The sequence below is a fragment of the Pseudomonas sp. PI1 genome (assembly GCF_000812405.1).
Taxonomy (GTDB): domain Bacteria; phylum Pseudomonadota; class Gammaproteobacteria; order Pseudomonadales; family Pseudomonadaceae; genus Pseudomonas; species Pseudomonas citronellolis.
Map to the genome: position 1 here is coordinate 22,164 of NZ_JWMC01000100.1, position 23,814 is coordinate 45,977.

A 23,814-nucleotide genomic window follows, 5' to 3' on the forward strand; every position below is an offset into this window, starting at 1 on the left:
GCGCCGGCCCCGCGGCGGCTCAGAAGCGCACGGCCACCCCGGCGGTGACGTTGAACGGATCGCCCGGGTAGAAGTTGGCCGAGTCCCGGCCCTTGGCGTCGTAGGCGGTGTTGGCCGCGGTGGCGTAGTGCTCGTTGGTCAGGTTGCGCAGGTCGAGGAACACCTCCCAGCGCCGGCCCGGCGCCTGGTAGCCCAGCTTGGCGCCCCACAGCGTGTACGAAGGCGCGCCCAGGCTGTTGGCGTAGTCCACGTAGTAGCTGGAGGCCGCCCGCGCGTTGAGCTCGGCATAGTAGCCGTCGTGCCGCTGGTAGTTCAGCTGCGCCTGGTACACCTGGCGCGGCAGGCTGGGCAGTTCGTTGTCGCCGAAGGTGCTGTCGCCGCGGTAGTGGAAGTCGTTCAGCGTCCAGGCCTGGCGCAGGTCCAGGCGGTCGCCGTTGGCGCCTTCCCAGAGCTGGATGCCCAGCCCCGCCTCGATGCCCTGGTGGATGGTCGGGCTGGCGTTGGAGTTGGCCACCAGCGCATCCGCCGTGGCGGTGGCCTGGCGCACCACCACCGAGAGCAGTTCGTCCTTCACCCAGGAGCGGTACAGCGTCAGGCTGCCGTCCACCACCCCGACGCTGCCGCGGATGCCCACCTCCAGGGTGTCGGCCTTCTGCGGGGTGAGCGGGCGGATGTAGGGCACGCCGGTGCTGCCCAGTTGCCAGGTCACCGGCGGGTCGATGGAGCGGCTGGCGTTGCCGAACAGCTGGATGTCCGGCGTCAGCTGGTAGCGCAGGCCGATGCGCGGCGCGGCGTACCACTTGTTGTAGCTGACCGCGCTGGGGAACTCGCTGGTGTTGGCGCTGGCGCTGTACTCGATGCTCACGTCTCGGTCGATGTTGATCGCCGAGAGCCCGCTCACCAGCCACAGGCGCGGGTCCAGCTGCAGCTCGTTGCCGAAGGCGAACACGGTATCCCGCGAGCCGGTGTAGTCGGTGTGCTGCAGCAGCTGGCCGGTGGCGCGGCTGTGGGACTTCACGTCGGCGAACTGCGAGCGGGTGCTGCTGAAGGTCAGGGTGGTATCGCTGGGCAGGCCGAACAGGCGGTCCTGGCTGCGCAGGTAGCGCAGCGTCAGGTTGGTGTCGGTGGAGCGCCAGTCCTGCGGCGTGGCCGAGTAGCGCCAGCCGTTGAGCAGCGGGTAGTCGTTGACGCTCAGGCCCACCTGCAGCCGCGAGTCGTCGTCGAAGCGGTAGGTGGTGGTGCTGCCGACCCAGGTGGAGCCGTCCTTCTTGCGCCCGGTGGGCACCTTGTTGGAATTGGAGTCGTGCTTGATCTGCTCGCGGGTCAGGGTGTTGCCCTGGGTCAGCGTCTCCTCGCGGTAGCGCACGATCAGCCGGGTATCCAGGCGCTCGTTGAAGCGGTGGCCGAGGTTGGCCACCAGCTCCTGGCCCTTGTTCGGGGTATCGTGCTGGTAGCCGTCGCGCTCGTTGTGGAAGATCGACACGTAGTAGTCGCTGTCGTCCACCACCCCGCCGGTGCTCAGCTGCTGCTTGCGGTAGCCGAAGCTGCCAGCCTCCAGGCGCAGGTAGTTGCCCGGCGCGGTGTAGCCGCTATGGGTGACGAAGTTGATGGCGCCGCCCAGGCTGGTGGCCGCGTAGTCGAAGGCGTTGGCACCGTAGAGCACCTCGGTGTGATCGATGCCGTTCATGCTCAGGTAGTCTTCCTGGGTGCCGCCCGGGCCGGTGATGGGCAGGCCGTCGAACAGGTATCTGATGCCCAGCGCGTAGCCCTGGTAGAAGGTGTTCAGGCCCGAGCCGCGGATGGAAATCTTGTTCGCCCCGCTGCCGCTGGTGGCCTGGGCGAAAATCCCCGGCTGCAGCGCGAACACGTCCTCGGCGTTGGTCGCGCGGCCCTTCTCCACTGCCTTGTTGTCCACCACCACAGCCGCGCCGGGAACCTTCTTCAAGCGCGCCTCGGCCTTCTGCGCCTCGCTGCGGGCGGCGCCCTCCACCACCACGGTGGCCAGGCGGGTATCGCCGTCCTCCGACTGGGCCGCCCACAGCGGGCCGCCGGCCAGGCACAGGCCGGCGCCGAGGCTCAGCAGCCGGCCCCCCAGGCCGGCGCGGGTTGTACGGGTCATGTGTTTTTTCGAATGCACGGCAAGGCTCCTTAGGTCCTCCAATGAGTGGATGAGCCTCTATGCGCATAGTCGTGCTCGACAGCGCTTTCGCAGAATCCATGCCAAGCATTAATTCCTTATGAATCAATCAGTTGAGAAAAGGCACGCTGTACTCGAAGGAACATCTGTTGCCGCGCTGTTGATCGCTTCACAACCCGCCGCCAACCGCCCGCTGCTCAGCCAGCAACAGCGAATCGACAAACTGCCCGCGCAGCAGCGCGGAATCGCGGCGCAACCCGCTGAAACGGGCCTTCCAGGCCGGGCATGGCTTGTGCAACGCAGCCTGGGCGGCCGCTCTGCGAGCGCACGCCGCCCCGTCTTCCACCTGCAGAAGGCTGCCCACGCTTGAAGCCCAGACGAACACCCCCACAGCCCCTGGCCCTCGCCCTGCCCTTGCTGCTCGCCGCAATGCTCGGCGGCTGCCGCGACGCGCAGGACCACCAGGCCCACAGCGACACCCCGGTCAGCGGCGGCACACTCACCTACGCCACCGACCGCGAACCCATCTGCCTCGACCCCCACGTCGCCGGCGACATGCCCCAGGTATTCCTCGGCCGGCAGTTCCTCGACTCGCTGGTGTCCATGGACGCACGAGGCCGCATCGGCCCCTGGCTGGCGAAAAGCTGGGAAGTCTCCGCCGACGGCCTGAGCTACACCTTCCACCTGCGCGACGACGTGCGCTTCAGCGACGGCACGCCGTTCGACGCCAACGCGGTGAAGGCCAACCTCGACCACATGGTCGACCCGCGCACCCAGTCCAGCACCGCCGGCGGCTACGTGCGCCAGTACCGCGGCACCGACATGCCCGACGCGCACACCGCGGTGGTGCACCTGGCCACGCCCTACGCGGCCTTCCTCGAAGTGCTGGCCCAGGGCTTCCTCGGCATCCAGTCGCCCACGGCGCTGCGCCGCCCGCGCGACGAGAACTGCGAGAGCCCGGTGGGCAGCGGCCCGTTCAAGGTGGTGCGCTGGGACCGGCAGAGCCAGGTGCTGCTGGAACGCAACCCCGACTACCACTGGGCGCCGCCCACCGCGGCGCACCAGGGGCCGGCGTACCTGGAACGCATCGTCTGGAAGTTCATCCAGGAGCCCTCGGTGCGCTTCGCCTCGCTGCAGGCCGGCGAGGTGGACGTGATCGAGAGCGTGCCGCCGGAATCCCACGCCGCGGCGCGGGCCAACCCGGAGGTGTCGCTGCTGGTCGCCCAGCGCCCCGGCAACCCCACCAACGGCACCCTCAACATGACCCGCGCGCCCTTCGACGACCTCCGCGTGCGCGAGGCCTTCATCCGCTCGGCCGACATAGACGCGGCGCTGAAGAGCGTGTACTTCGGCGAATTCCCCCGCGCCGGCGGCCCGCTAAGCGCGGCCACGCCCTTCTACAGCGCCGACTTCGAGCACGCCCAGGACTACGACCCGCAGCGCGCCGAGCAACTGCTCGACGCCGCCGGCTGGACCGGGCGCGACGCCGAGGGCTACCGCAGCCGCGGCGGCAAGCGCCTGCAGGTCCACGTGATCATGGGCAACCGCACGCCGCCCTCGGAGTTCAGCCTGTGGGAGCAGGTGCAGGCCACCGCCCGCCGCGCCGGCTTCGAGGTGATCATCGAGCAGATGAGCGACGTACTCGCCCAGCAGCGCCAGGCCGACTGGGACTACGACATCCGCCTGGGCTACTGGAACACCAACACCCCGGACGTGCTGCGGATCATCTTCGGCTCGGCCTTCCTGCGCCCGGCCGGGGTGCGCGGCTACCACCAGAACACCGCCGGCTTCGACGACCCGCGCTTCGACGCCCTGGTGGAGCAGGCCCTGGCCACCCAGGACGGCGAGCGCCGCCGCGAGCTGTACCACCAGGCCCAGGCCCTCGCCTCCAGCCAGTACCTGCAGCTGACCACCTACCCGCAGAGCACCCACCTGGGCATCTACAAGCGCGCCCACGGCGTGCGCCTGGAGCCGTCGCTGGCGGTCACCTCCCTCTACGACGCCTGGGTGAACCCATGAGCCAGACCCTTACCGCTCCCGACCCGCGCCGCGAACGCCTGCTGCGCCTGGCCCGCCACGCCGCCTGGCGCCTGCTCGGCGGCCTGCTGGTGCTGTGGGCCGCCGCCAGCCTGACCTTCTTCGCCCTGCGCCTGATGCCCGGCGACCCAGTGCTGGCCATCCTCGGCGGCCCCAGCGGCAACCCCACCCCGGAAACCATCGCCGAGGCCACCCGCGAATACGGCCTGGACCGGCCGCTGGCGGTGCAGTACGCCATCCACCTGGGCCACCTGCTGCGCGGCGACCTCGGGGTGTCCTACTCGCAGCACCTGCCGGTGACGCGCATCCTCGCCGAGCAGACCGGCCCCACCCTGCAGCTGACCCTCGCCGCCCTGGTCCTGGCCTGGCTCATGGTGCTGGGCTGGACGCTGCTCAGCGCCGGCCGCCGCCACTGGTTCGGCGGCCTGGCCTCGCTGCTGGAGACCCTCGCCGCGGCGCTGCCGCAGTTCTGGCTGGCGATCCTGCTGCTGGCCGCCTTCGCCTTCGGCCTGCAGCTGTTCCCGCCGGCCGGCAGCGACGGCCTGCGCAGCCTGGCGCTGCCGGCCCTGGCGCTGGCGGTGCCACTGGCCGGTTTCATCGGCCAGGTCACCCGCGAGGCCCTGGAGATCACCCTGGAGCAGCCCTTCATCCTCTCCGCGCGCACCCGCGGCCTCAGCGACCGCGCCGTGCGCTACCGCCACGCCCTGCGCCACTCGGTGCTGCCAGCCATCTCGCTGTCGGGCTGGGCGCTGGGCGCGCTGCTCAGCGGCTCGGTGGTGGTGGAGGTGATCTTTTCCCGCAAGGGCCTGGGCCGCCAACTGTTCCAGGCCGTGCAGAGCCAGGACCTGCCGCTGGTGCTGGGCATCACCCTGGTGGTCGCCGCCGGCTACGTGCTGGCCAACATCCTGGTCGACCTGCTCTACGAACTGGTCGACCCCCGCCTGCAAAGGAGCGCGGCATGAGCGAACTCGCCCCCACACTCGAACTGCCCCTGGCGCCGCGCCGGCAGGCCCGCGCGCTGCCCTGGCCGGCGCTGCTGGCGACGACCTTCCTGGCCGCGCTGGTGGCCGCCGCGCTGTTCCCGCAGCTGTTCGCCCACGGCGACCCGCTGGCCATCCAGCCGCGCGAGGCGTTCAGCGCGCCGGGCTGGGCCCACTGGTTCGGCACCGACCAGTCCGGCCGCGACATCTACGCGCGGGTCATCCACGGCGCGCGCCAGTCGCTGACCATTGGCCTGGCCGCCACCGCCCTGGCGATGAGCATCGCCATCGGCCTGGGGCTCGCCGCGGGCCTGGCCGGCGGCGCCGTGGACCGCGGCATCGGCTGGCTGCTGGAAGTGCTGTTCGCCTTCCCCAGCCTGATCCTCGCCCTGCTCTTCGTCGCCATCTTCGGCAGCGGCATCGGCCCGCTGATCATCGCCACCGGCATCGGCAGCGCGCCGGGCTACGCGCGCATGGTCCGCGGCCAGGTCCTGGCGGTGCGCCACGCCGGCTACATCGAGGCCGCCCGCGCCCTGGGCCACGGCCCGTGGCGCACCATCGCCCGGCAGATACTGCCCAACGCCATGCGCCCGCTGATCGTCACCCTGACCATGGGCGTGGGCCACGCCATCGTCTGGGCCTCGGCGCTGAGCTTCCTCGGCCTGGGCGCGCGGCCGCCGGCGCCGGAATGGGGGACCATGCTCTCCATGGGCCGCGACTTCATCGTCAACGCCTGGTGGCTGACCTTCTTCCCCGGGCTGTTCATCGTCCTCACCACCCTGTCGACCACGGTCGCCGGGCGCTACCTGCAACAACGCCTGGAGGGCCGCCGCTGATGCCGCGCCAACCGCTGATAGTCGAAGACCTGTCCGTGCATTTCGGCGAGCACCGCGTGCTCGACCGCCTGTCCTTCACCCTGCCGCCAGGCCGCGCGCTGGCGCTGGTGGGCGAATCCGGCTCGGGCAAGAGCGTGCTGGCGCGCAGCCTGGTGGGCCTGGCCGGCGCCGGCGCGCGGGTGCAGGCGCGGCGCCTGGAATACGCCGGGCGCGACCTGCTGGCCCTGGACGAGCGGCGCTGGCGCGAACTGCGCGGCCGCGAGATCGGCTTCGTGCTGCAGGACGCCCTGGTGTCCCTGGACCCGCTGCGCCCGGTGGGCCAGGAAATCCTCGAAGTGCTCGCCACCCACCGCTGGGGCGACCGCCACAGCCGCCAGCAGCGCGTGCTGGAGCTGCTGGAGAAGGTCGGCGTGCCGGAACCGGCATTGCGGGCCCGGCAACGCTCCGAACAACTCTCCGGCGGCCTGCGCCAACGCGCATTGATCGCCAGCGCCCTGGCCCTGGACCCGGGCCTGGTGATCGCCGACGAGCCGACCACCGCGCTGGACGCCACCGTGCAGGCGCAGATTCTCGGCGTGCTGCAGCAGGTGAAGGCGCGCGGCGACTCGCTGCTGCTGATCAGCCACGACCTGGCGGTGGTCGCCCAGCTCGCCGACGAGGTGCTGGTGCTGCGCCACGGCGAGGTGGTGGAACAGGGGCCGATCGAACAGATTCTCCACGCGCCGCGCCACCCCTACACCCGCAGCCTGCTGGAGGCGATCCCCGCCAACCGCCCGCGCGGCACGCGGCTGACGCCCGGCGCGGCTCCCGCGGTGCGCCGCGCGGAGGTCGCACAGCCACAGGTGCTGCTGGAAGCCCGCGGCCTCGGCAAGCGCTACCGCGGCCCCGACCAGCAATGGCGGCAGGTGCTCGACGACGTCAGCTTCCGCCTGCACGCCGGACGCACCCTGGGCATCGTCGGCGAATCCGGTTCGGGCAAGAGCACCGCCGCGCGCATCGCCCTCGGCCTGCTGGAGCCGGACGCCGGCAGCGTGGCGTTCGCCGGCCAGCCCTGGAACGCGGCCGCCGCGCAGCGCATCGCCGAGCGCGAACGGCGCCCACGGCGGCGCGACATCAGCGTGATCTACCAGGACCCGCTGAGTTCCTTCGACCCGCGCTGGAGCGTCGGCCAGGTGCTCGACGACGCCCTCCAGGCCGGCGGCCTGGAAGCCGCTCGGCGCCCGGCGCGCATCACCGAGCTGCTGCGCCAGGTGCGCCTGCCGGCGGAACTGGCGCAACGTCGCCCGCTGCAGCTTTCCGGCGGGCAACGGCAGCGCGTGGCCATCGCCCGCGCCCTGGCCAGCCAGCCGAAGGTGATCATCTGCGACGAACCGGTGTCGGCGCTGGACGTCTCGGTGCAGGCCCAGGTGCTCGACCTGCTGGCCGACCTGCAGGACGAACTGGGCCTGGCCTACCTGTTCATCTCCCACGACCTGGGGGTGATCCGCCACCTCAGCGACGAAGTGCTGGTGATGCTGCAAGGCAAGGTGGTCGAGGCCGGCCCCACCGAGGCGGTGCTGCGGAACCCGCAGCATCCCTACACCCAGCGCCTGCTGGCCTCGGTGCCGCAACTGCCGGCTGAGGGCCGACCGAAGGTGGCGCAACTGGCACCGGCCAGCGTCGACCTGGAGCCGCCGTTCGAGGAGCGCTGGTTGTGGGGGTTGGCGGTTTGAGGGGGGCGCTGCTGTTGTAGGAGCGAGCTTGCTCGCGAACGGTGTCAGCCGGTGAGGCTGGTGTGGGAGGTTGACTCCGTACCCTCTCCCCAGCCCTCTCCCTGAAGGGAGAGGGGGCTTTGTCCGTGCCGACTGAAAGCGAGGTTTCAGCCGGGTACCACAGCATCCGGCGAACTCCAGAGCACCCGAACACACCGAACGGTCCCCTCTCCCTTCAGGGAGAGGGTTAGGGAGAGGGCGCTCTTCAGGACAGGCACCACCTCCGACCGGCTGACCCTGTTCGCGAGCAAGCTCGCTCCTACGAAAAAAACACCACAACTTCCCCCGCCCCCGCAATACAACTTCCCGCCACCCAACACCCCGTTATTTGCATATAACCCAAACACTGCGCACAAACCAACAGAACATCAGCACCTGTTGATCCAACGCAAGCAGACAAAAACCCATAAAAACCACCAATACATTGATTTAAAAGGACTTAACTACTTGGCACGAGTCCTGCTCAAGTACAGATGGAGCATGACTATACGAATAGAAAGCCAATTACTTTATCTATTCCATGAGGATTCGAAGTTGGTGGTTAATTATTCTGGGGGTGAGTGGGGGAAACTTGCCGTGGCTATTCGCCGGGCAACATTCTGGTCGGCAAGTTTCGGTTCGGCGGTATTGCTGGTGGGGACCCAGGCAATGGCCGAAACCGCAGGCAGCGATGCCAGCGACAGCAGCAAGCAGAACAGCGGTACCCGCCTGCAGACGGTAGTGGTGCAGGCGCAGAAGGAAACCCCGGTGGAAGCGGCGCGCAACCAGCTCGCCGACGTGCCCGGCGGCGTCAGCGTGGTGGACAGCGAGCAGCTTTCCAAGGGGCGCACCGCCAACCTGCAGGACACCCTGGCCTACCAGCCCGGCGTGTTCGTGCAGTCCACCGGCGGCAACGACGCGGCGAAGATTTCCATCCGCGGCTCGGGCGCCAACACCTCGCCGGGTTACTTCCGCGAGGGCATCAAGTTCCTCTTCGACGGCCTGCCGCTGACCGGCCCGGGCGGTACGCCCTACGAGTTCCTCAACGGCTCGGGGGTGAACTACACCGAGATCCTGCGCGGCGCCAACGCCTTCCAGTACGGCGCGCTGACCCTCGGCGGCGCGGTGAACTTCGTCAACCAGACCGGCTACAGCGCGCCCGGCACCCGCCTGCGGCTGGAGGCCGGCAGCTATGGCTACCAGAAGGAAGTGCTCAGCGCCGGCGGCGTGGTCGGCGGCTTCGACTACTACGCCAACGTCGACAACTACCGCAACGACGGCTACCGCGACTACAGCCTGTCGAAGAGCCAGGGCGTGGTGCTCAACCTGGGCTACCGCTTCAACCCGAAGCTGGAGACGCGCCTGCTGGTGCGCTACCGCGACGAGTACCACAACGACCCCAGCGCCATCACCCTCAAGCAGCTCAAGCACGACCCGGACAAGGCCAGCCCCACCGCCGCCAGCAGCGGCGCCGGCAGCCGCCGGCCGGGCAGCACCTGGGTCGGCAGCAAGACCACCTACACCTTCGACGACGACTCCAGGCTGGACGTCGGCCTGGTCTACTACGACTACCCGCACAACAACAGCCCGGACAGCCCGACCAACCCCAGCTACTGGGACTGGCACGACCTGAGCTTCGTCCTCAACTACGCGCGCAGCGACCAGTGGTTCGGCCACGAGAGCCGCTCCAGCGCGGCCTTCACCTCCACCGAGCACATCAAGGGCGGAGTCGACTCGACGCGGGCCAACAAGCAGCCGGTGAAGGTGGTGGACTACGGTTCGTCCTTCGATCACGTCTTCTCCTTCGGCAACGACCTGGAGCTGACCGAGAACCTCTGGCTGACCACCGGCCTGTCCTTCATCAACGTGCGCCGCAGCACCGACATCAAGTACGTGAACACCAGCAACACCAGCGGCTACCCGAGCAAGGACACCTACGAGAACTGGAGCGCCGCGCCGCGCATCGGCCTGCGCTACCAACTGACGCCGGACCTGCAGCTGTTCAGCAACTTCAGCCGCTCCATCGACCCGCCGGCGTCCTGGCAGTACTCCAACTCGGCGGCCGCCACGCCCTTCGTCAAGCCGCTGGTGGAACAGAAGGCCAACACCCTGGAGGTCGGCATCAAGGGCTCCCACGGCATCTTCGACGGCAGCCTGGCGCTGTACCGCTCGTGGATCCGCGACGAGCTGCTGAACGTGCAGATCATTCCCGCCACGGCCACCACCGCAGCGGTCACTTCGGCCTTCAACGCCGAGAGCCCGACCATCCACCAGGGCATTGAGGCCGGGCTGAACACCCTGCTCTGGGAAAACAGCATCGGCGAGAAGATCAGCTGGCGCCAGGCGTACACCTACAACGACTTCTACTACCGCCACGACGACACCTTCGGCGACAACCAGCTGCCGGGCATTCCCAAGCACGTCTACCAGGGCGAACTGCAGTACCAGCACCCCAGCGGCTTCTACGGCGGCGTCAACGTCACCTCCGCCTCGCGCACCGCGGTGGACTACGCCAACAGCTTCTACGCGCCCTCCTACACCATCTTCGGCGCGGGGGTCGGCTACGAGGCGCCGAAGAAGGACTGGAAGGTCTCCCTCGACCTCAAGAACCTCGCCAACGAGAAGTACGTGACCGCCGTGGCGCCGCAGTACGACGCCAAGGGCAAGGACGTCGCCGCCCTCTACCCGGGCGACGGCATCGGCGCCTACGTCGGCCTCGAACTGCGCTACTGACCGGCCGCGCCGCCCGACCGGGGCGGCGCGCACTGACGCGGGCGGCGCGATCCGCCGCCCGCCTGGCAACAGGGACACCGTAGATGCCATCGACACCGCACACCCCACCGGCCCTCCCGCGGAGGCCGGCATGATCGACAGACTCCTGCCCCTGGCGGCCGGCGCCCTGCTGGCCGCCGTGCTGGCCGGCTGCTCGCCGGCCGCCGACGAAGGGCCCAGCGCCGGCGGCGCCGCCCTCGACACCGGCACCCTCAAGGACGGCCAGCTCAGCTACCCCGCCGCGGACTTCCACGAGCAGGCCCCCGGCAAGCCCGGCGGCACGCTGCGCGCCAGCGCCGCGCTGGACACCTATTCCTTCGACATCCACGCCCTGTCCCACGGCAACGTGCAGTGGCTGGGGCGCATCCTCTACGACTGCCTGGTGTACCAGGACGAACAGGGTAAGGTCTCGCCCTGGCTGGCCAGGTCCTGGGAGATTTCCGCGGACGGCCTGACCTACACCTTCCACCTGCGCGACGACGTCAGCTTCAGCGACGGCAGCAAGTTCAACGCCGAGGCCGTGCGCGTCAACCTCGAACACATGCGCGACCCGGCCACCAAGTCGCCGCTGGCCGCGGCCTACATCGCGCCCTACCAGTCGGGCAAGGTGCTCGACGAGTACACCTTCCAGGCCACCCTGCGCGAGCCCTACTCGCCCTTCCTCGACGTGCTGGCGCAGTCCTGGCTGGGGATGATCTCGCCGAAGCAGATCCTCGAAGACCCCAGATCCATCGCCGCCCATCCGGTGGGCTCCGGGCCCTTCGTGCTGGAAAGCTACACCCGCGACCAGGGCGCCAGCTTCGTGCGCCGCGCCGGCTACCACTGGGCGCCGCCGGTGCTGCGCCACCAGGGCCCGGCCTACCTGGAGCGCCTGGAGCTGAGCTTCGTGCCCGAGGCGCTGATCCGCTACAGCTCGCTGGTCTCCGGGCAGTACGACTTCACCCTGGACGCGCCGACGCAGAACGCCCAGGCCATCCGCAAGGACCCGCAACTGGTGCTGCGCAGCCGCATCCGCAAGGGCAACCCGGTGCGCAGCCTGACCTTCAACGTCGAGCGCTTCCCCTTCGACGACGTGCGCGTGCGCAAGGCCCTGGCCCGCGCCATCGACCGCGAGGGCCTGGCCTGGATCAGCGGCTTCGGCGAGTTCCAGGTCAAGGCCGACTTCCTCGCCGCCAACACCCGCTTCTACGACCCGGTCTGGCGCAACGCGCTGAGCTACGACGTGGCCGCGGCCAACGCCCTGCTCGACGAGGCCGGCTGGACCGCGCGCGACGCCGAGGGCTACCGCAGCCGCGATGGCCGGCGCCTGGCCGCCACCCTGCTGATGATCGACAGCCCGGCGCTGCCGGCCAACGTGGCGGTGGCCATGCAGGCCGACGCGAAGAAAATCGGCATCGACCTGGGCCTGCGCGTGCTGCCCCAGGCCCAGGTCAACGACCTGCGCTACGCCGGCGACTACCAGGCGCTGGTCGGCGGCTACTGGCACACCAACACCCCGGACGGGCTGTACATCCTCTACCACAGCAACTCCATCGCCACGCCGAAGCTGATCGGGCAGAACAGCGCGCGCCTGCGCGACGCCCAGTTGGACGACCTGCTCGCCCGCGCCCGCCGCAGCACCGACGCGGCCGAGCAGCAGCGCCTGTACAGCGCCGCCCAGCAGCGCCTCACCGAAGTGGTGCCGGCGGTGCCGGTGTACGAAAGCCAGTTGACCATCGCCTACCGCCGAGACGTCAAGGGCGTGGTGTTCGACAGCTCGCACAACGTGCCCTTCTTCACCAGCGTCTGGCTGGACCGGGAGCCGCAACCATGAATGCCCTGCGCCGCGTCCTCTGGCGTTTCCTCGGCGGCCTGGCGGTGCTCTGGGGCGCCGCCAGCCTGACCTTCGTCGCCCTCAACGTCAGCGGCGGCGACCCGGCCCTGGCCATCCTCGGTGGACCGGACGCCATGCCCACCGCCGAGGCCATCGCCCAGGTGCGCCGCGACTACGGCCTGGACCAGCCGCTGGCGGTGCAATACGCCCACTACCTGGGGCGCCTGGTCCAGGGCGACCTGGGCGAGTCGTACCGCCTGCGCATCCCGGTGGCCCAGGCCATCGCCGGGCAGGTCGGCGCCACCGCCCAGCTGGCCCTGTGGGCGGCGCTGGCCGCGGTGCTGCTGGCGGTGAGCGCGGCGGTGCTGACCGCCAACCGCGCGCCCTGGGCCCGCGGCCTGGCCTCCGGCGGCGAGCTGCTGCTGTCGTCCATGCCCAGCTTCGTGCTCGGCATCCTCCTGCTGCTGGTGTTCTCCTTCCAGCTGCACTGGCTGCCGCCCACCGGCTCGCGCGGCTGGAAGAGCCTGGTGCTGCCGATCCTAACCCTGGCCCTGCCGGTGGCCGCGGTGCTGGCCCAGGTGCTGCGCCAGGAGCTGGAGGAAATCCTCGAACAGCCCTTCATCGCCATGGCCCGCGCCCGCGGCCTGTCCGAGGCCGGCGTGCGCCTGGGCCACGCCCTGCGCCATGCGCTGACGCCGCTGATCACCCTGTCCGGCTTCGTCTTCGCCGCGCTGCTGGGCGGCGCGGTGATCACCGAGAACCTGTTCGCCCGCCAGGGCATCGGCCGACTGATGCTCAACGCGGTGAACGACAAGGACGTGCCCGTGGTGCTCGGCATCACCCTGCTGGCGGCGGCGATCTACGTGCTGGTGAACCTGGCCGTGGACCTGCTCAACGCCCTGGTCGACCCGCGGGTGAGCGAGGCATGAGCATGACCGCGAGCATCGCCCTGGCCCAGCTGCGCCAACTGTTCGACGCCCACCAGGCGCCGCCCCCTTCCATCGCCCGCCCCGAGGACACCGCGATGATCTTCCCCGACGACCTTCCCGCCGCCGCGAGTGCGCCGGCGCACTCCGACGACAACGGCCTGCTGCAACGCTTCGAAGCGGTGTTCCAGCGCATCGCCGCCGGCGCCATCGAGCGCGAGCAGCAGCGCGAGCTGGCCTACGAGCCGGTGGCCTGGCTGCGCGCGGCCGGCTTCGGCGCGCTGCGCATCCCCCTGGCCTACGGCGGCCTGGGCGCCAACCTGCCGCAGCTGTTCCGCCTGGTCCGCCGCCTCGGCGAGGCCGACTCCAACCTGCCGCAGATCTTCCGCGCGCACTTCGGCTTCGTCGAAGGCCGCCTCAACGACGACGACGAAGCCAGCCGCCAGCACTGGTTCCCGCGCATCGTCGGCGGCGAGCTGTTCGGCGCGGCCATGGCCGAGCGCAGCGAAGTCACCGGCAACAGCGTCACCCTTACCCGCGAGGACGACCACTGGCTGCTCGACGGCGAGAAGTACTACTGCACCGGCACCCTCTACGCCGACTGGATCGCCGTGTCGGCCAGCGACGGCGACGAACACGTCGCCGTGGCCGTGGCCACCGACGCGCCCGGCGTCACCCGCCTGGACGACTGGGACGGCTTCGGCCAGCGCCTGACCGGCAGCGGCACCACCCGCTTCGACAAGGTCCGCGTCGAGGAACACCAGTTGTTCCGCCGCTTCAAGCTCGGCGAAGGGCGCAGCGACAGCTACATCACCGCCTTCTACCAGCAGGTGCACCTGGCCACCCTGGCCGGCATCGCCCGGGCGGTGCTGCGCGACGCCGTCGCCTTCGTCCAGGGCCGCACCCGCGCCTTCGGCATTCCCGGCCGCTCCGAGCCGCGCCAGGACCCGCTGGTGCAGCGCGTGGTGGGCCGCCTGGGCAGCCTGGCGTTCTCCGCCGAGGCGCTGGTGGAAGCCGTCTCGGCCACCCTCGAACGCACCTGGCAGGCGCACCGCGCGGGCACCGCCAGCCGCGAGCTGTACGCCGAGGCCGACATCCACGCCTACCAGGCGCAGCAGATCGTCCTGCCCCAGGTGCTGGAGGCCGCCACCCTGCTCTTCGAGGTCGGCGGCGCCTCGGCCACCAGCAGCGGCCGCCGGCTGGACCGGCACTGGCGCAACGCCCGCACCCTGGCCTCGCACAACCCGGCGATCCTGCGCGAGGCCTACCTGGGCGACTACCACCTCAACGGCACCCTTCCCAGCGAGGCCTGGAGCGAGCGTTTCGCCGCCGCCAAGGCCGCGCAACAGCAAGCCCCTAGCACCGAGGAGACCCCGGCATGAGCAACGCACAGCGGCAAATGAGCATCGGCATGAACATCCTCGGCTTCGGCGCCCACGCCGCGGCCTGGCGCACCGGCGAGGCGCCGCCCACCGCCTACCTGGACGTGGGCTACTACCAGAACATCGCGCGCATCTCCGAGCGCGGCACCCTGGACGCCATCTTCCTCGCCGACGGCCCGGCCCTAGCCGGCGACGTCGGCCGCCAGCCAGCCGGGCGCCTGGAGCCCACCGTGCTGCTCACCGCGGTGGCCCTGGCCACCCAGCGCATCGGCGTGATCTCCACCGCCTCCAGCTCCTACAACGAACCCTTCAACCTGGCCCGGCGCATCGCCTCGGTCGACCACATCAGCGGCGGCCGCGCGGCCTGGAACGTGGTGACCAACGCCGGCGACGCCGCCGCGCAGAACTTCGGCCTGGCCGGCGCGCCGCTGCACGTGGACCGCTACGCCCGCGCCGAGGAGTTCGTCGACGTCACCCTCAAGCTGTGGGACAGCTGGGAAGACGGCGCCATCCTCGGCGACGCCGCCTCCGGGCGCTTCGCCGACCCGGCCCGGGTGCACGCCATCGACCACGTCGGCCGCTACTTCTCGGTCAAGGGCCCGCTCAACGTGCCGCGCTCGCCCCAGGGCCGCCCGGTGCTGTTCCAGGCCGGCTCCTCGGAGGGCGGCAAGGCCCTGGGCTCGCGCTTCGCCGACGCCATCTTCACCACCCAGACCACCCTCGCCGACGGCCAGGCCTTCTACCGCGAGATGAAGCAGCGTGCCCGCCAGTGGGGGCGCAACCCCGAGCACCTGAAGATCATGCCCGGCCTGTCCACGGTGATCGGCAGCACCGAGGCCGAGGCCCTGGAGCGCTTCGAGCGGCTGAACAGCTACCTGGGCGAAGGCGGCCTGCTGCGGCAGATCGCCCAGCGCATCGGCGTCGACGCCAGCGAGCTGGACCCGGACGCGCCGCTGCCCTGGCAGCGCATCGGCCCGGTCAACGAATTCGAGAAGGGCTCCCACGGCTTCCTCGAAGCCCAGCTGAACCTGGCCCGCGCCGAGAACCTCAGCGTGCGCCAGCTGTCGCGGCGCATCCTGGTCGGCCACCGGCTGCTGGTGGGCACCCCCGAGCAGGTCGCCGCCAGCCTGGAGGAATGGTTCCTCGCCGGCGCCGCCGACGGCTTCAACATCATGCCCGACAGCTTCCCCTCGGGCGTGGAGAGCTTCGTCGACGAAGTGGTGCCGCGCCTGCGCAAGCGCGGGCTGTTCCGCCACGAATACCAGGGCAGCACCCTGCGCGAACACCTCGGCCTGCCCTACCCGGCCAGCCGCTACGAACAACCCGCGGCCGCCTCGGCCTGAACCTGCGAGAGACCACCGGCATGAACTACCGCCCACTCGGCAACAGCGACCTCAAGGTCAGCGTCATCGGCCTCGGCAGCATGACCTGGGGCCACCAGAACAGCGAGGCCGACGCCCACCGCCAGCTCGACTACGCGCTCTCGCGCGGGGTCAACCTGGTGGACGCCGCCGAGATGTACCCCACCCCGTCCCGGGCCGACACCTGGGGCGACACCGAGCGCTTCATCGGCACCTGGCTTGCGCGCAGCAAGCGCCGCCAGGACATCGTCCTGACCAGCAAGATCGTCGGCCCGCCGCGCCAGAGCGGGCACATGCAGCACATCCGCGGCGGCGCCACGCGCTTCGACCCGGCCACCCTGCGCAGCGCCCTGGACGGCAGCCTCGACCGCCTGCAGACCGACTACCTGGACCTCTACCAGTTGCACTGGCCCAGCCGCAGCACCAACTTCTTCGGCACCCGCGACTACCCCTGGGTGGACGACGAGCAGAGCGACGACATCGGCGAAACCCTCACCGCCCTGGCCGAACTGGTGAAGTCCGGGCGGGTGCGCCACATCGGCCTGTCCAACGAAACGCCCTGGGGCGTGGCCGAGTTCCTCAGGCAGTCCGAGCGCCTGGGCCTGCCGCGCATCCTCAGCGTGCAGAACCCCTACAGCCTGCTCAACCGCCAGTACGAGACGGGCCTGGCGGAGTTCAGCCACCGCGAGCGCATCGGCCTGCTGGCCTACTCGCCGCTGGCCTTCGGCGTGCTCACCGGCAAGTACCTGGACGGCGCCCAGCCGGCCGGCGCGCGCCTGAGCGCCGGTTCCGCCTATGGCCGCTTCGCCCGCTACGCCAGCGCCGAGGCGCAGCAAGCCACCCGCGCCTATGTCGAGCTGGCCCGCGAGCTGGGCCTGGCGCCGGCGCAACTGGCCCTGGCCTTCGTCATCGCCAAGCCCTTCGTGGCCAGCGCGCTGAACGGCGCCACCAGCCTGGAGCAACTGGCGCAGAACCTCGACGCCGCCGAGCTGCAGCTGACGCCGGAGGCGCTCGCCGCCATCGACGCCATCCACGCGCGCCTGCCGAACCCGGCGCCCTGACAGGAGAACGCCCATGGCCGGTCCGTCGACCGCACTACCCCGCCTGCTGCCCGCGCCGTCGCGGCGCCGCCAGTTGCCCGCCTTCCTCGGCGCGGCCCTGGCCCGCCCGGGCCTGACGCTGGCCGGGGTGTTCCTGGCGCTGCTGGTGCTCGCCAGCCTGGCGCCGACCTGGCTGGTGGCCACCGACCCGCTGCTGGCCAGCGCCCGCCACGCCTTCCAGGCGCCCAGCGCGGCGCACTGGCTGGGCACCGACGAGAACGGCCGCGACGTGCTCGCGCGCCTGGTGCACGGCGCCCGGCCATCGCTGCTGATGGGCCTGGCGGCCACCGCCATCGGCCTGCTCGGCGGCATCGCCGTGGGCCTGGCCGCCGGGCTCGGGCCGCGCTGGCTGGACGCCGCGGCGATGCGCGGCATCGACGTGCTGCTGGCCTTCCCGGAACTGCTGCTGGCCCTGGTCATCATCACCTTCTGGGGCCAGGGGCTGGTCAACGCCATGCTCGCCGTGGGCATCGCCGGCATCCCGCGCTACGCCCGCCTGGTGCGGGCCCAGGCCAAGGTGGTGCGCGGCGCCGCCTACGTCGAGGCGGCGGTCACCCTGGGCCTGTCGCGGCCGGCGGTGATCTGGCGCCACCTGCTGCCCAACGCCATCCGCCCGGTGCTGATCCTGGCCACCCTGGGCATTGGCGCCAACATCGCCGCCGGCGCCTCGCTGAGCTTCCTCGGCTTCGGCGCGCCGCCGCCGGCGCCCGAATGGGGCTCGATGCTCTCGGTCGGCCGCAACTTCCTCTCCAACGCCTGGTGGCTGGTCGCGGCACCGGGCACGGCGGTGACCCTCACCGTGGTCGCCGTGACCGTGCTCGGCCGCGCCCTGCTGCGCTACAGCGAGGGCAAACGCCCATGACCACCCTGATCAACCCGTTCCGCCCGCTGCTGGAAGTGGCCGGCCTGGACGTCGCCTTCGGCCGCGCCCAGCCGGTGCTGCAGCAGGTGTCCTTCAGCCTCTACCCCGGCGAATGCCTGGCCCTGGTCGGCGAGTCCGGCTCGGGCAAGAGCGTCACCTCGCGCACCCTGGCCGGGCTCACCGGCGCCGGCGCGCAGATCCGCGCGCGGCGCCTGGCCTTCGACGGCCAGGACCTGCTGAACCTCGGCGGCCGCCAGTGGCGCGAGCTGCGCGGCTCGCGCATCGGCTTCGTGATGCAGGACGCCCTCGGCTCGCTCGACCCGCTACGCCAGGTGGGCCGCGAGATCGACGAGCCGCTGCGCCTGCATACCCGTCTGGACCGCGAGCGGCGCCAGCAGAAGGTCCTCGACCTGCTGCGCGCGGTGGGCGTGCCCGAGGCCGAACTGCGCGCCCGCCAGTACCCGCACCAGCTCTCCGGCGGGCTGCGCCAGCGCGCGCTGATCGCCTCGTCCATCGCCTGCGACCCCGACCTGCTGATCGCCGACGAACCCACCACGGCGCTGGACGCCACCGTCCAGGCGCAGGTCCTCGACCTGCTGGAAAGCCTGCGCCAGCGCAACCGCGCCATGCTGGTGGTGAGCCACGACCTGGCGGTGGTGGCGCGCCTGGCGCACCGCGTGGCGGTGATGCAGCACGGCGTGATAGTCGAGGAAGGCCCGGTCGACCAGGTGCTGGAAGACCCGCGCCACCCCTACACCCGCTCGCTGCTGCGCGCAGCCTCGGCGGTGCACCTCAGCCATGCGCCGCAGCCCGCCGCCAGCGAGCCGCCGCCGGCCAGTCTCGGCGCCCAGCCGGTGGTGCTGGAGGCGCGGCAGCTGGCCAAGCACTTCCGCGGTCCGAACGGCGCGGCGCAGCAGGCGGTGGCCGACGCCTCCTTCACCCTGCGCGCCGGCGAGACCCTCGGCATCGTCGGCGAATCCGGCTCGGGCAAGACCACCCTCACCCGCATGATCCTCGGCCTGGAGCGCCCCGACAGCGGCGAGGTGTACCTGCGCGGCCAGGCCTGGAGCGCCCTCGACACCCTCGCCCAGCGCCGCGAGAGACGCCGCATCCAAGTGGTGTTCCAGGACCCGCTGGCCTCCTTCGACCCGCGCTACAGCGTGGCCCGCGTCCTCGACGAGGCCCTGGCCCGGGCCGGCGGCAGCCGCGCCGAGCGCCAGCAGCGGGCGCGCGAACTGCTGGAACTGGTGCGCCTGCCGGCGGGCATGCTGCAGCGCCGGCCCATCGAGCTGTCCGGCGGCCAGCGCCAGCGCATCGCCATCGCCCGCGCCCTGGCGGCGCAGCCGGAAATCCTGGTGTGCGACGAGCCGGTGTCGGCGCTGGACGTCTCGGTGCAGGCGCAGATCCTCGACCTGCTCGCCGACCTCAAGCAGCGCCTGGGCCTGGCCTGCCTGTTCATCTCCCACGACCTGGGCGTGGTGCGCCACGTCAGCGACCGCGTGCTGGTGATGAAGGACGGCCACATCGTCGAGAGCGGCCCGGTGCGCGAGGTCTTCGCCCGCCCGCAGCACGACTACACCCGCGCCCTGCTGGGCGCCATCCCCCACCTGCCGCAACCCCGGGAGCGCCGCATCCGTGTCGAAGCCATTGCACGTTAACCTGTTCGAGATGAACTGCGTCAGCCACATCGTCCACGGCCTCTGGGCCCACCCGGAAAACCAGCGGCACCGCTTCAACGACATCGACTACTGGACGGAACTGGCGCAACTGCTGGAGCACGGCACCTTCGACGGCGTCTTCCTGGCCGACGTGGTGGGCGTCTACGACCGCTTCCGCGGCGGCCCCGAGACGGCCCTGCGCGAAGCCGTGCAGGTGCCCAGCAACGACCCGCTGCTGGTCATCCCGGCGATGGCCGCGGTGACCCGCAACCTGGGCTTCGGCGCCACCTTCTCCACCACCTACGAGCCGCCCTTCGCCTTCGCCCGGCGCATGAGCACCCTCGACCACCTGACCCGCGGCCGCGTCGGCTGGAACATCGTCACCTCCTACCTGCCCAACGCCGCGCGCAACTTCGGCCTGGACGACGAGGTGCCCCACGACCGCCGCTACGAGATCGCCGACGAATACCTGGACGTGCTCTACAAGCTCTGGGAAGGCTCCTGGGACGACGACGCGGTGATCGCCGACCGCCAGCGGCGCATCTACACCGACCCGGCCAAGGTGCGCTACATCGACCACGTCGGCGAGCACTTCAGGGTCGCCGGCCCGCACCTCTGCCAGCCCTCGCGGCAGCGCACCCCGGTGCTGTTCCAGGCCACCGGCTCGCCGGCCGGCACCGAGTTCGCCGGGCGCCACGCCGAAGTGGTGTTCACCGGCGGCCCCACCCCGGCCGCGGTGCGCCGCAACATCGCCCACATGCGCGAACGCGCCCGCGCCCACGGGCGCGACCCGGCGGGCATCAAGTTCATCGTCCAGGCGGCGGTGATCGTCGGCCGCAACGACCTGGAAGTGCAGGCCAAGCTGGAGGACTACCGGCGCCTGCAGAGCCTCGACGGCGCCCTGGCGCACATGCAGTCGGGCGTCGACCTGGCCGCCTTCCCGGCGCACACGCCGCTGGCCGAGCTGCCCGGCGGCGGGCCCTGGGCGGCGCTGCTGGCCAGCGACCCGCAGGCCACCGTGGGCCAGCTGGTGAAGCGCCTGGGCGGCTTCGACGAGGGCCGCTTCTTCGTCGCCGGCACGCCGAAGGTGGTGGCCGACGAGATCGAGAAATGGCTCGACGAGGACGGCATCGACGGCATCAACCTGCGCCAGTTCCTCACCCCGCACACCGCGCGCGACTTCATCGAGCTGGTGGTGCCCGAGATGCGCCGCCGCGGCCGCTTCCGCGAGGCCTACAACGACGGCGAGACCCTGCGCGAACGGCTGTTCGGCGCCGGCCACGCGCGCCTGCCCGCCGACCACCATGGCGCCCGCTACCGCGACCCGGCCGCCCTGCGCCAGGCCAGCGCGCCGCTGCGCTTCGCCCAGGCGCCGGCCTGATCCCTTTTTCCGAGATGGACCCGAAGATGCCCACATCCGCCGCAACTACCCTGCCCCCCGCCACCCTCGACCTGGCCGAGCTGCGCCGCCGCGCCGTGCCGCGCCTGGCCGCCATCGCCGAGGGCGCCGCCGAACGCGAGCGCCTGCGCCAGCTGCCCCACGAACAGGTGCGCGCCCTGGCCGCCGACCGCCTGCTGTGCTTCCGCATCCCCGCCGAGTACGGCGGCGCCGGCGCCAGCGTGCGCGACACCGTGCAGTTCGTCATCGACCTGGCCGCGGTGGACTCCAACGTCGCCCAGTCGCTGCGCCCCAGCTTCGCCTTCATCGAAGGCCTGCTCGCCCGCGGCGACCAGGCCGAGCAGCAGCGCTGGTTCCCGCGCTTCCTCGCCGGCGAGGTGTTCGGCAACGCCGGCTGGGAGATCGGCGGCGCCAACGGCGCGGTGAGCGCGCGCCTGCGCCGCGACGGCGAGGCCTTCCGCGCCAGCGGCAGCAAGTTCTACAGCACCGGCTCGCTGTACGCCGACTGGGTCAGCGCGGTGGCCCTGGACGAGGACGACAGGCCGGTGTCCTTCGTGGTCCCGCGCGACCGCGAGGGCCTGGAACTGCTGGACGACTTCGACGCCATGGGCCAGCGCCTCACCGCCAGCGGCACCACGCGCCTGAACGACCTGCTGGTGCAGCCGGGGGAAATCCGCCCGCGGGTGGTGGAGGAAGGCCAGCGCTCCATCGTCACACCCTTCCTGCAGCTGTTCCTCGGCGCGGTGGAAGCCGGCATCGCCCGCAACGCCCTGACCGACGCCGTGGCCTTCGCCCGCGACCACGCCCGGCCGATCAAGCACAGCAGCGCGCAACGCTCGGTGGACGACCCCTACGTGGAATTCGCCGTGGGCGAGATTTCCGCCCGCGCCCTGGCCGCCGAGGCGGTGATCCTGCGCGCCGCCGAGCGCCTCGACGAAGCCTGGGCGGCGGGCCTGGAGCACGACGCGGTGAACCTCGCCGCGGTGGAAGTGGCCCAGGCCCAGTACATCGCCGTGGAATCGGCGCTCAAGGCCGCCGAACTGCTGTTCGACGTCGGCGGCGCCTCCACCACCGGCCGCCAGCACAACCTCGACCGCCACTGGCGCAACGCCCGCACCCTGGCCAACCACAACCCGCGCCACTGGAAGGCCGCGGTGGTCGGCGCCTGGCGCCTGAAGGGCAGCGAGCCGCCGACCTCGGGGCTGTTCTGATGGGCGCAGCCATGCGCCCCCTGCTCCCCGCTACCGACGCCCCGGCGCGCGGCGGCCGCCTGGTGCCGATGATCACCGGCGCCGCGCTGTTCATGGAGCTGCTGGACAGCACCGCGGTGCTCACCGCGCTACCGCAGATGGCCGCCGACTTCGGCGAGGCCGCGGTGCGCATGAACCTGGTGGTGTCGCTGTACCTGCTGGCGGTGGCGCTGTTCGTGCCGGTCAGCGGCTGGGTGGCCGACCGCTTCGGCCCGCGCCGGGTGCTGCTGGCGGCTATCGGCCTGTTCATGCTCGCCTCGCTGGCCTGCGCGGCGTCCACCTCGCTGCTGCAGCTGTCCCTGGCGCGCCTGGCCCAGGGCGCCGCCGGGGCGCTGATGGCGCCGGTGGGCCAGGTGCTGCTGTTGCGCTGGTCGACGCCCGACACCCTGCTGCGCAACATGGCCGCGCTGGCCATCCCCGCGCTGGTCGGGCCGTTGCTCGGCCCTCCACTGGGCGGGCTGCTGGTGGACCTGCTGTCGTGGCACTGGATCTTCCTGGTCAACCTGCCCATAGGCGCACTGGGCATCGTCCTGATCCTGCGCTTCGTCCCCGACTTCCCGGGCGATCCGCAGCGGCGCCTGGACCGCCGCGGCTTCCTGCTCAGCGGCTGCGCCCTGGCGGCGCTGGTGTTCGGCTTCGAGGCCCTGGGCCACCGCCTGCTGCCGCTGCCGGCGGTGGCCGCGCTGCTGGCCGCCGGCACCTGCGCCGCGCTGGCCTACTGGCGCCATGCCCGGCGCCACGCAGCGCCGCTGATCGACCTCGGCCTGCTGCGCATCCCCACCTTCGCCACAGCGATCTGGGGTGGCAACCTGTTCCGCCTGGGCAGCGCCGCGCAGCCGTTCCTGATGGTGCTGATGCTGCAGCTGGGCTTCGGCCTGGGGGCGCTGGACGCCGGGCTGCTGACCCTCGCCGGCGGCGCCGGCGCGCTGAGCGTGAAGTTCCTCTCGGTGCGCATCGTCCAGCGCCTGGGTTTCCGCCGCACCCTGGTCGGCAACGCGCTGCTCTGCGCCCTGTCCATCGTCGGCTGCGCCCTACTGCGCGCCGACACACCCCTGTGGCTGCTGCTGGGGCTGCTGTACCTGAGCGGCCTGCTGCGCTCGCTGCAGTTCAGCACCCTGGGCGCGCTGACCTTCTGCGAGGTGCCGCGCGAGCTGGCCAGCCGCGCCAGCAGCCTGTCGGCGATGTCCATGCAACTGGCCATGAGCCTGGCGGTGGGCCTGGCCGCCAGCCTGCTGGGGCTGGTCATGCACGCCCAGGGCCATGCCCGGCCGCAGGTCGCCGACCTGTCCCTGGCAATGCTCGCCGGGGCGCTGCTGTGCGCCGCCTCGGCGCTGTCGTTCCGCCGCCTGGGCGAAGCCGCCGGAGCCTCGGTCAGCGGCCGCGCCAGGCCCTCGCTCGCCGATAGTGCATGCCCCAAGGAGACCGCCCATGGCTGAGCCCATTCCCGCGCTGATCCACGCTGTTCGCTTCACCCCGCAAAGCAACGCCTCGCGGGTCTTCGGGGAGGACGGCACGGCCTTCCCGGTGACCCGCTACCTGCTGCCCCTGACCCATGCCTGAAGGACTTTACC

General features: G+C 71.3%; 17 protein-coding genes. 16 read left to right on the forward strand and 1 reads right to left on the reverse strand.

The annotated features are described in order from the left end of the window. Window positions 1-19: 19 nt before the first annotated feature. Window positions 20-2,119 carry a TonB-dependent receptor family protein gene (locus RN02_RS29610; RefSeq protein WP_052267936.1) on the reverse strand — a complete coding sequence of 700 codons (2,100 nt, stop codon included), beginning with the start codon at window positions 2,117-2,119 and terminating at the stop codon, window positions 20-22. A 447-nt stretch (window positions 2,120-2,566) separates the two neighbouring features. Between RN02_RS29610 and RN02_RS29620 the strand changes: the two genes are divergently transcribed. The 16 genes from RN02_RS29620 (at window position 2,567) to RN02_RS34505 (ending at window position 23,803) form a co-directional block, all read left to right on the forward strand. Next, window positions 2,567-4,156 carry an ABC transporter substrate-binding protein gene (locus RN02_RS29620; RefSeq protein WP_043318979.1) on the forward strand — a complete coding sequence of 530 codons (1,590 nt, stop codon included), beginning with the start codon at window positions 2,567-2,569 and terminating at the stop codon, window positions 4,154-4,156. Then, window positions 4,153-5,136 carry an ABC transporter permease gene (locus RN02_RS29625; RefSeq protein ID WP_043318912.1) on the forward strand — a complete coding sequence of 328 codons (984 nt, stop codon included), beginning with the start codon at window positions 4,153-4,155 and terminating at the stop codon, window positions 5,134-5,136. The genes RN02_RS29620 and RN02_RS29625 overlap by 4 nt, the downstream gene beginning before the upstream one ends. Next, window positions 5,133-5,990, forward strand: coding sequence for an ABC transporter permease (locus tag RN02_RS29630; protein WP_043318913.1), 858 nt, complete (start codon window positions 5,133-5,135; stop codon window positions 5,988-5,990). Before RN02_RS29625 ends, RN02_RS29630 begins: the two co-directional genes overlap by 4 nt. Beyond that, window positions 5,990-7,702, forward strand: a complete 1,713-nt coding sequence (locus tag RN02_RS29635) for a dipeptide ABC transporter ATP-binding protein (RefSeq protein WP_043318916.1) — start codon at window positions 5,990-5,992, stop codon at window positions 7,700-7,702. The genes RN02_RS29630 and RN02_RS29635 overlap by 1 nt, the downstream gene beginning before the upstream one ends. A 687-nt stretch (window positions 7,703-8,389) precedes the next feature. Beyond that, on the forward strand, window positions 8,390-10,453 hold the full coding sequence (locus RN02_RS29640; RefSeq protein WP_082033923.1) for a TonB-dependent receptor family protein: 2,064 nt from the start codon (window positions 8,390-8,392) through the stop codon (window positions 10,451-10,453). A gap of 130 nt (window positions 10,454-10,583) precedes the next feature. Then, window positions 10,584-12,305 carry an ABC transporter substrate-binding protein gene (locus tag RN02_RS29645; protein WP_043318917.1) on the forward strand — a complete coding sequence of 574 codons (1,722 nt, stop codon included), beginning with the start codon at window positions 10,584-10,586 and terminating at the stop codon, window positions 12,303-12,305. Further along, window positions 12,302-13,234: an ABC transporter permease gene (locus RN02_RS29650; RefSeq protein ID WP_009619626.1), complete on the forward strand. Its 933-nt coding sequence runs from the start codon at window positions 12,302-12,304 to the stop codon at window positions 13,232-13,234. Before RN02_RS29645 ends, RN02_RS29650 begins: the two co-directional genes overlap by 4 nt. 2 nt (window positions 13,235-13,236) lie before the next feature. Then, window positions 13,237-14,613: an acyl-CoA dehydrogenase family protein gene (locus tag RN02_RS29655; protein WP_152623844.1), complete on the forward strand. Its 1,377-nt coding sequence runs from the start codon at window positions 13,237-13,239 to the stop codon at window positions 14,611-14,613. After that, complete coding sequence (locus tag RN02_RS29660) at window positions 14,610-15,956, forward strand: LLM class flavin-dependent oxidoreductase (RefSeq protein ID WP_043318920.1); 1,347 nt, start codon at window positions 14,610-14,612, stop codon at window positions 15,954-15,956. Before RN02_RS29655 ends, RN02_RS29660 begins: the two co-directional genes overlap by 4 nt. Window positions 15,957-15,976: 20 nt before the next feature. Then, window positions 15,977-17,035 (forward strand): NADP(H)-dependent aldo-keto reductase, encoded by a 1,059-nt coding sequence (locus RN02_RS29665; protein WP_043318921.1) that lies wholly within the window; start codon window positions 15,977-15,979, stop codon window positions 17,033-17,035. A 13-nt stretch (window positions 17,036-17,048) separates the two neighbouring features. After that, complete coding sequence (locus RN02_RS29670; protein WP_043318923.1) at window positions 17,049-17,936, forward strand: ABC transporter permease; 888 nt, start codon at window positions 17,049-17,051, stop codon at window positions 17,934-17,936. After that, entirely contained in the window at window positions 17,933-19,594 is a 1,662-nt protein-coding gene (locus tag RN02_RS29675) for a dipeptide ABC transporter ATP-binding protein (RefSeq protein ID WP_043318926.1), read from the forward strand. The genes RN02_RS29670 and RN02_RS29675 overlap by 4 nt, the downstream gene beginning before the upstream one ends. After that, the gene (locus tag RN02_RS29680) at window positions 19,572-20,975 is read left to right on the forward strand and encodes an LLM class flavin-dependent oxidoreductase (protein WP_043318928.1); all 1,404 of its coding nucleotides are present in this window, start codon (window positions 19,572-19,574) and stop codon (window positions 20,973-20,975) included. The genes RN02_RS29675 and RN02_RS29680 overlap by 23 nt, the downstream gene beginning before the upstream one ends. 26 nt (window positions 20,976-21,001) lie before the next feature. Continuing rightward, the gene (locus RN02_RS29685; protein WP_043318985.1) at window positions 21,002-22,204 is read left to right on the forward strand and encodes an acyl-CoA dehydrogenase family protein; all 1,203 of its coding nucleotides are present in this window, start codon (window positions 21,002-21,004) and stop codon (window positions 22,202-22,204) included. An 11-nt stretch (window positions 22,205-22,215) separates the two neighbouring features. Then, entirely contained in the window at window positions 22,216-23,679 is a 1,464-nt protein-coding gene (locus tag RN02_RS29690) for an MFS transporter (protein WP_052267944.1), read from the forward strand. Further along, window positions 23,672-23,803: a hypothetical protein gene (locus RN02_RS34505; protein WP_256204820.1), complete on the forward strand. Its 132-nt coding sequence runs from the start codon at window positions 23,672-23,674 to the stop codon at window positions 23,801-23,803. Before RN02_RS29690 ends, RN02_RS34505 begins: the two co-directional genes overlap by 8 nt. The last annotated feature ends 11 nt before the right edge of the window (window positions 23,804-23,814 follow it).

What these genes read in the sequence shown, in the direction of transcription:
- RN02_RS29610 (WP_052267936.1), bottom strand. Translation starts at nt 2,119, where the DNA reads ATGACCCGTACAACCCGCGCCGGCCTGGGGGGCCGGCTGCTGAGCCTC.
- RN02_RS29625 (WP_043318912.1), top strand. Translation starts at nt 4,153, where the DNA reads ATGAGCCAGACCCTTACCGCTCCCGACCCGCGCCGCGAACGCCTGCTG.
- RN02_RS29660 (WP_043318920.1), top strand. Translation starts at nt 14,610, where the DNA reads ATGAGCAACGCACAGCGGCAAATGAGCATCGGCATGAACATCCTCGGC.
- RN02_RS29650 (WP_009619626.1), top strand. Translation starts at nt 12,302, where the DNA reads ATGAATGCCCTGCGCCGCGTCCTCTGGCGTTTCCTCGGCGGCCTGGCG.
- RN02_RS29665 (WP_043318921.1), top strand. Translation starts at nt 15,977, where the DNA reads ATGAACTACCGCCCACTCGGCAACAGCGACCTCAAGGTCAGCGTCATC.
- RN02_RS29675 (WP_043318926.1), top strand. Translation starts at nt 17,933, where the DNA reads ATGACCACCCTGATCAACCCGTTCCGCCCGCTGCTGGAAGTGGCCGGC.
- RN02_RS34505 (WP_256204820.1), top strand. Translation starts at nt 23,672, where the DNA reads ATGGCTGAGCCCATTCCCGCGCTGATCCACGCTGTTCGCTTCACCCCG.
- RN02_RS29640 (WP_082033923.1), top strand. Translation starts at nt 8,390, where the DNA reads ATGGCCGAAACCGCAGGCAGCGATGCCAGCGACAGCAGCAAGCAGAAC.
- RN02_RS29645 (WP_043318917.1), top strand. Translation starts at nt 10,584, where the DNA reads ATGATCGACAGACTCCTGCCCCTGGCGGCCGGCGCCCTGCTGGCCGCC.
- RN02_RS29690 (WP_052267944.1), top strand. Translation starts at nt 22,216, where the DNA reads ATGCGCCCCCTGCTCCCCGCTACCGACGCCCCGGCGCGCGGCGGCCGC.
- RN02_RS29635 (WP_043318916.1), top strand. Translation starts at nt 5,990, where the DNA reads ATGCCGCGCCAACCGCTGATAGTCGAAGACCTGTCCGTGCATTTCGGC.
- RN02_RS29630 (WP_043318913.1), top strand. Translation starts at nt 5,133, where the DNA reads ATGAGCGAACTCGCCCCCACACTCGAACTGCCCCTGGCGCCGCGCCGG.
- RN02_RS29685 (WP_043318985.1), top strand. Translation starts at nt 21,002, where the DNA reads ATGCCCACATCCGCCGCAACTACCCTGCCCCCCGCCACCCTCGACCTG.
- RN02_RS29670 (WP_043318923.1), top strand. Translation starts at nt 17,049, where the DNA reads ATGGCCGGTCCGTCGACCGCACTACCCCGCCTGCTGCCCGCGCCGTCG.
- RN02_RS29620 (WP_043318979.1), top strand. Translation starts at nt 2,567, where the DNA reads ATGCTCGGCGGCTGCCGCGACGCGCAGGACCACCAGGCCCACAGCGAC.
- RN02_RS29655 (WP_152623844.1), top strand. Translation starts at nt 13,237, where the DNA reads ATGACCGCGAGCATCGCCCTGGCCCAGCTGCGCCAACTGTTCGACGCC.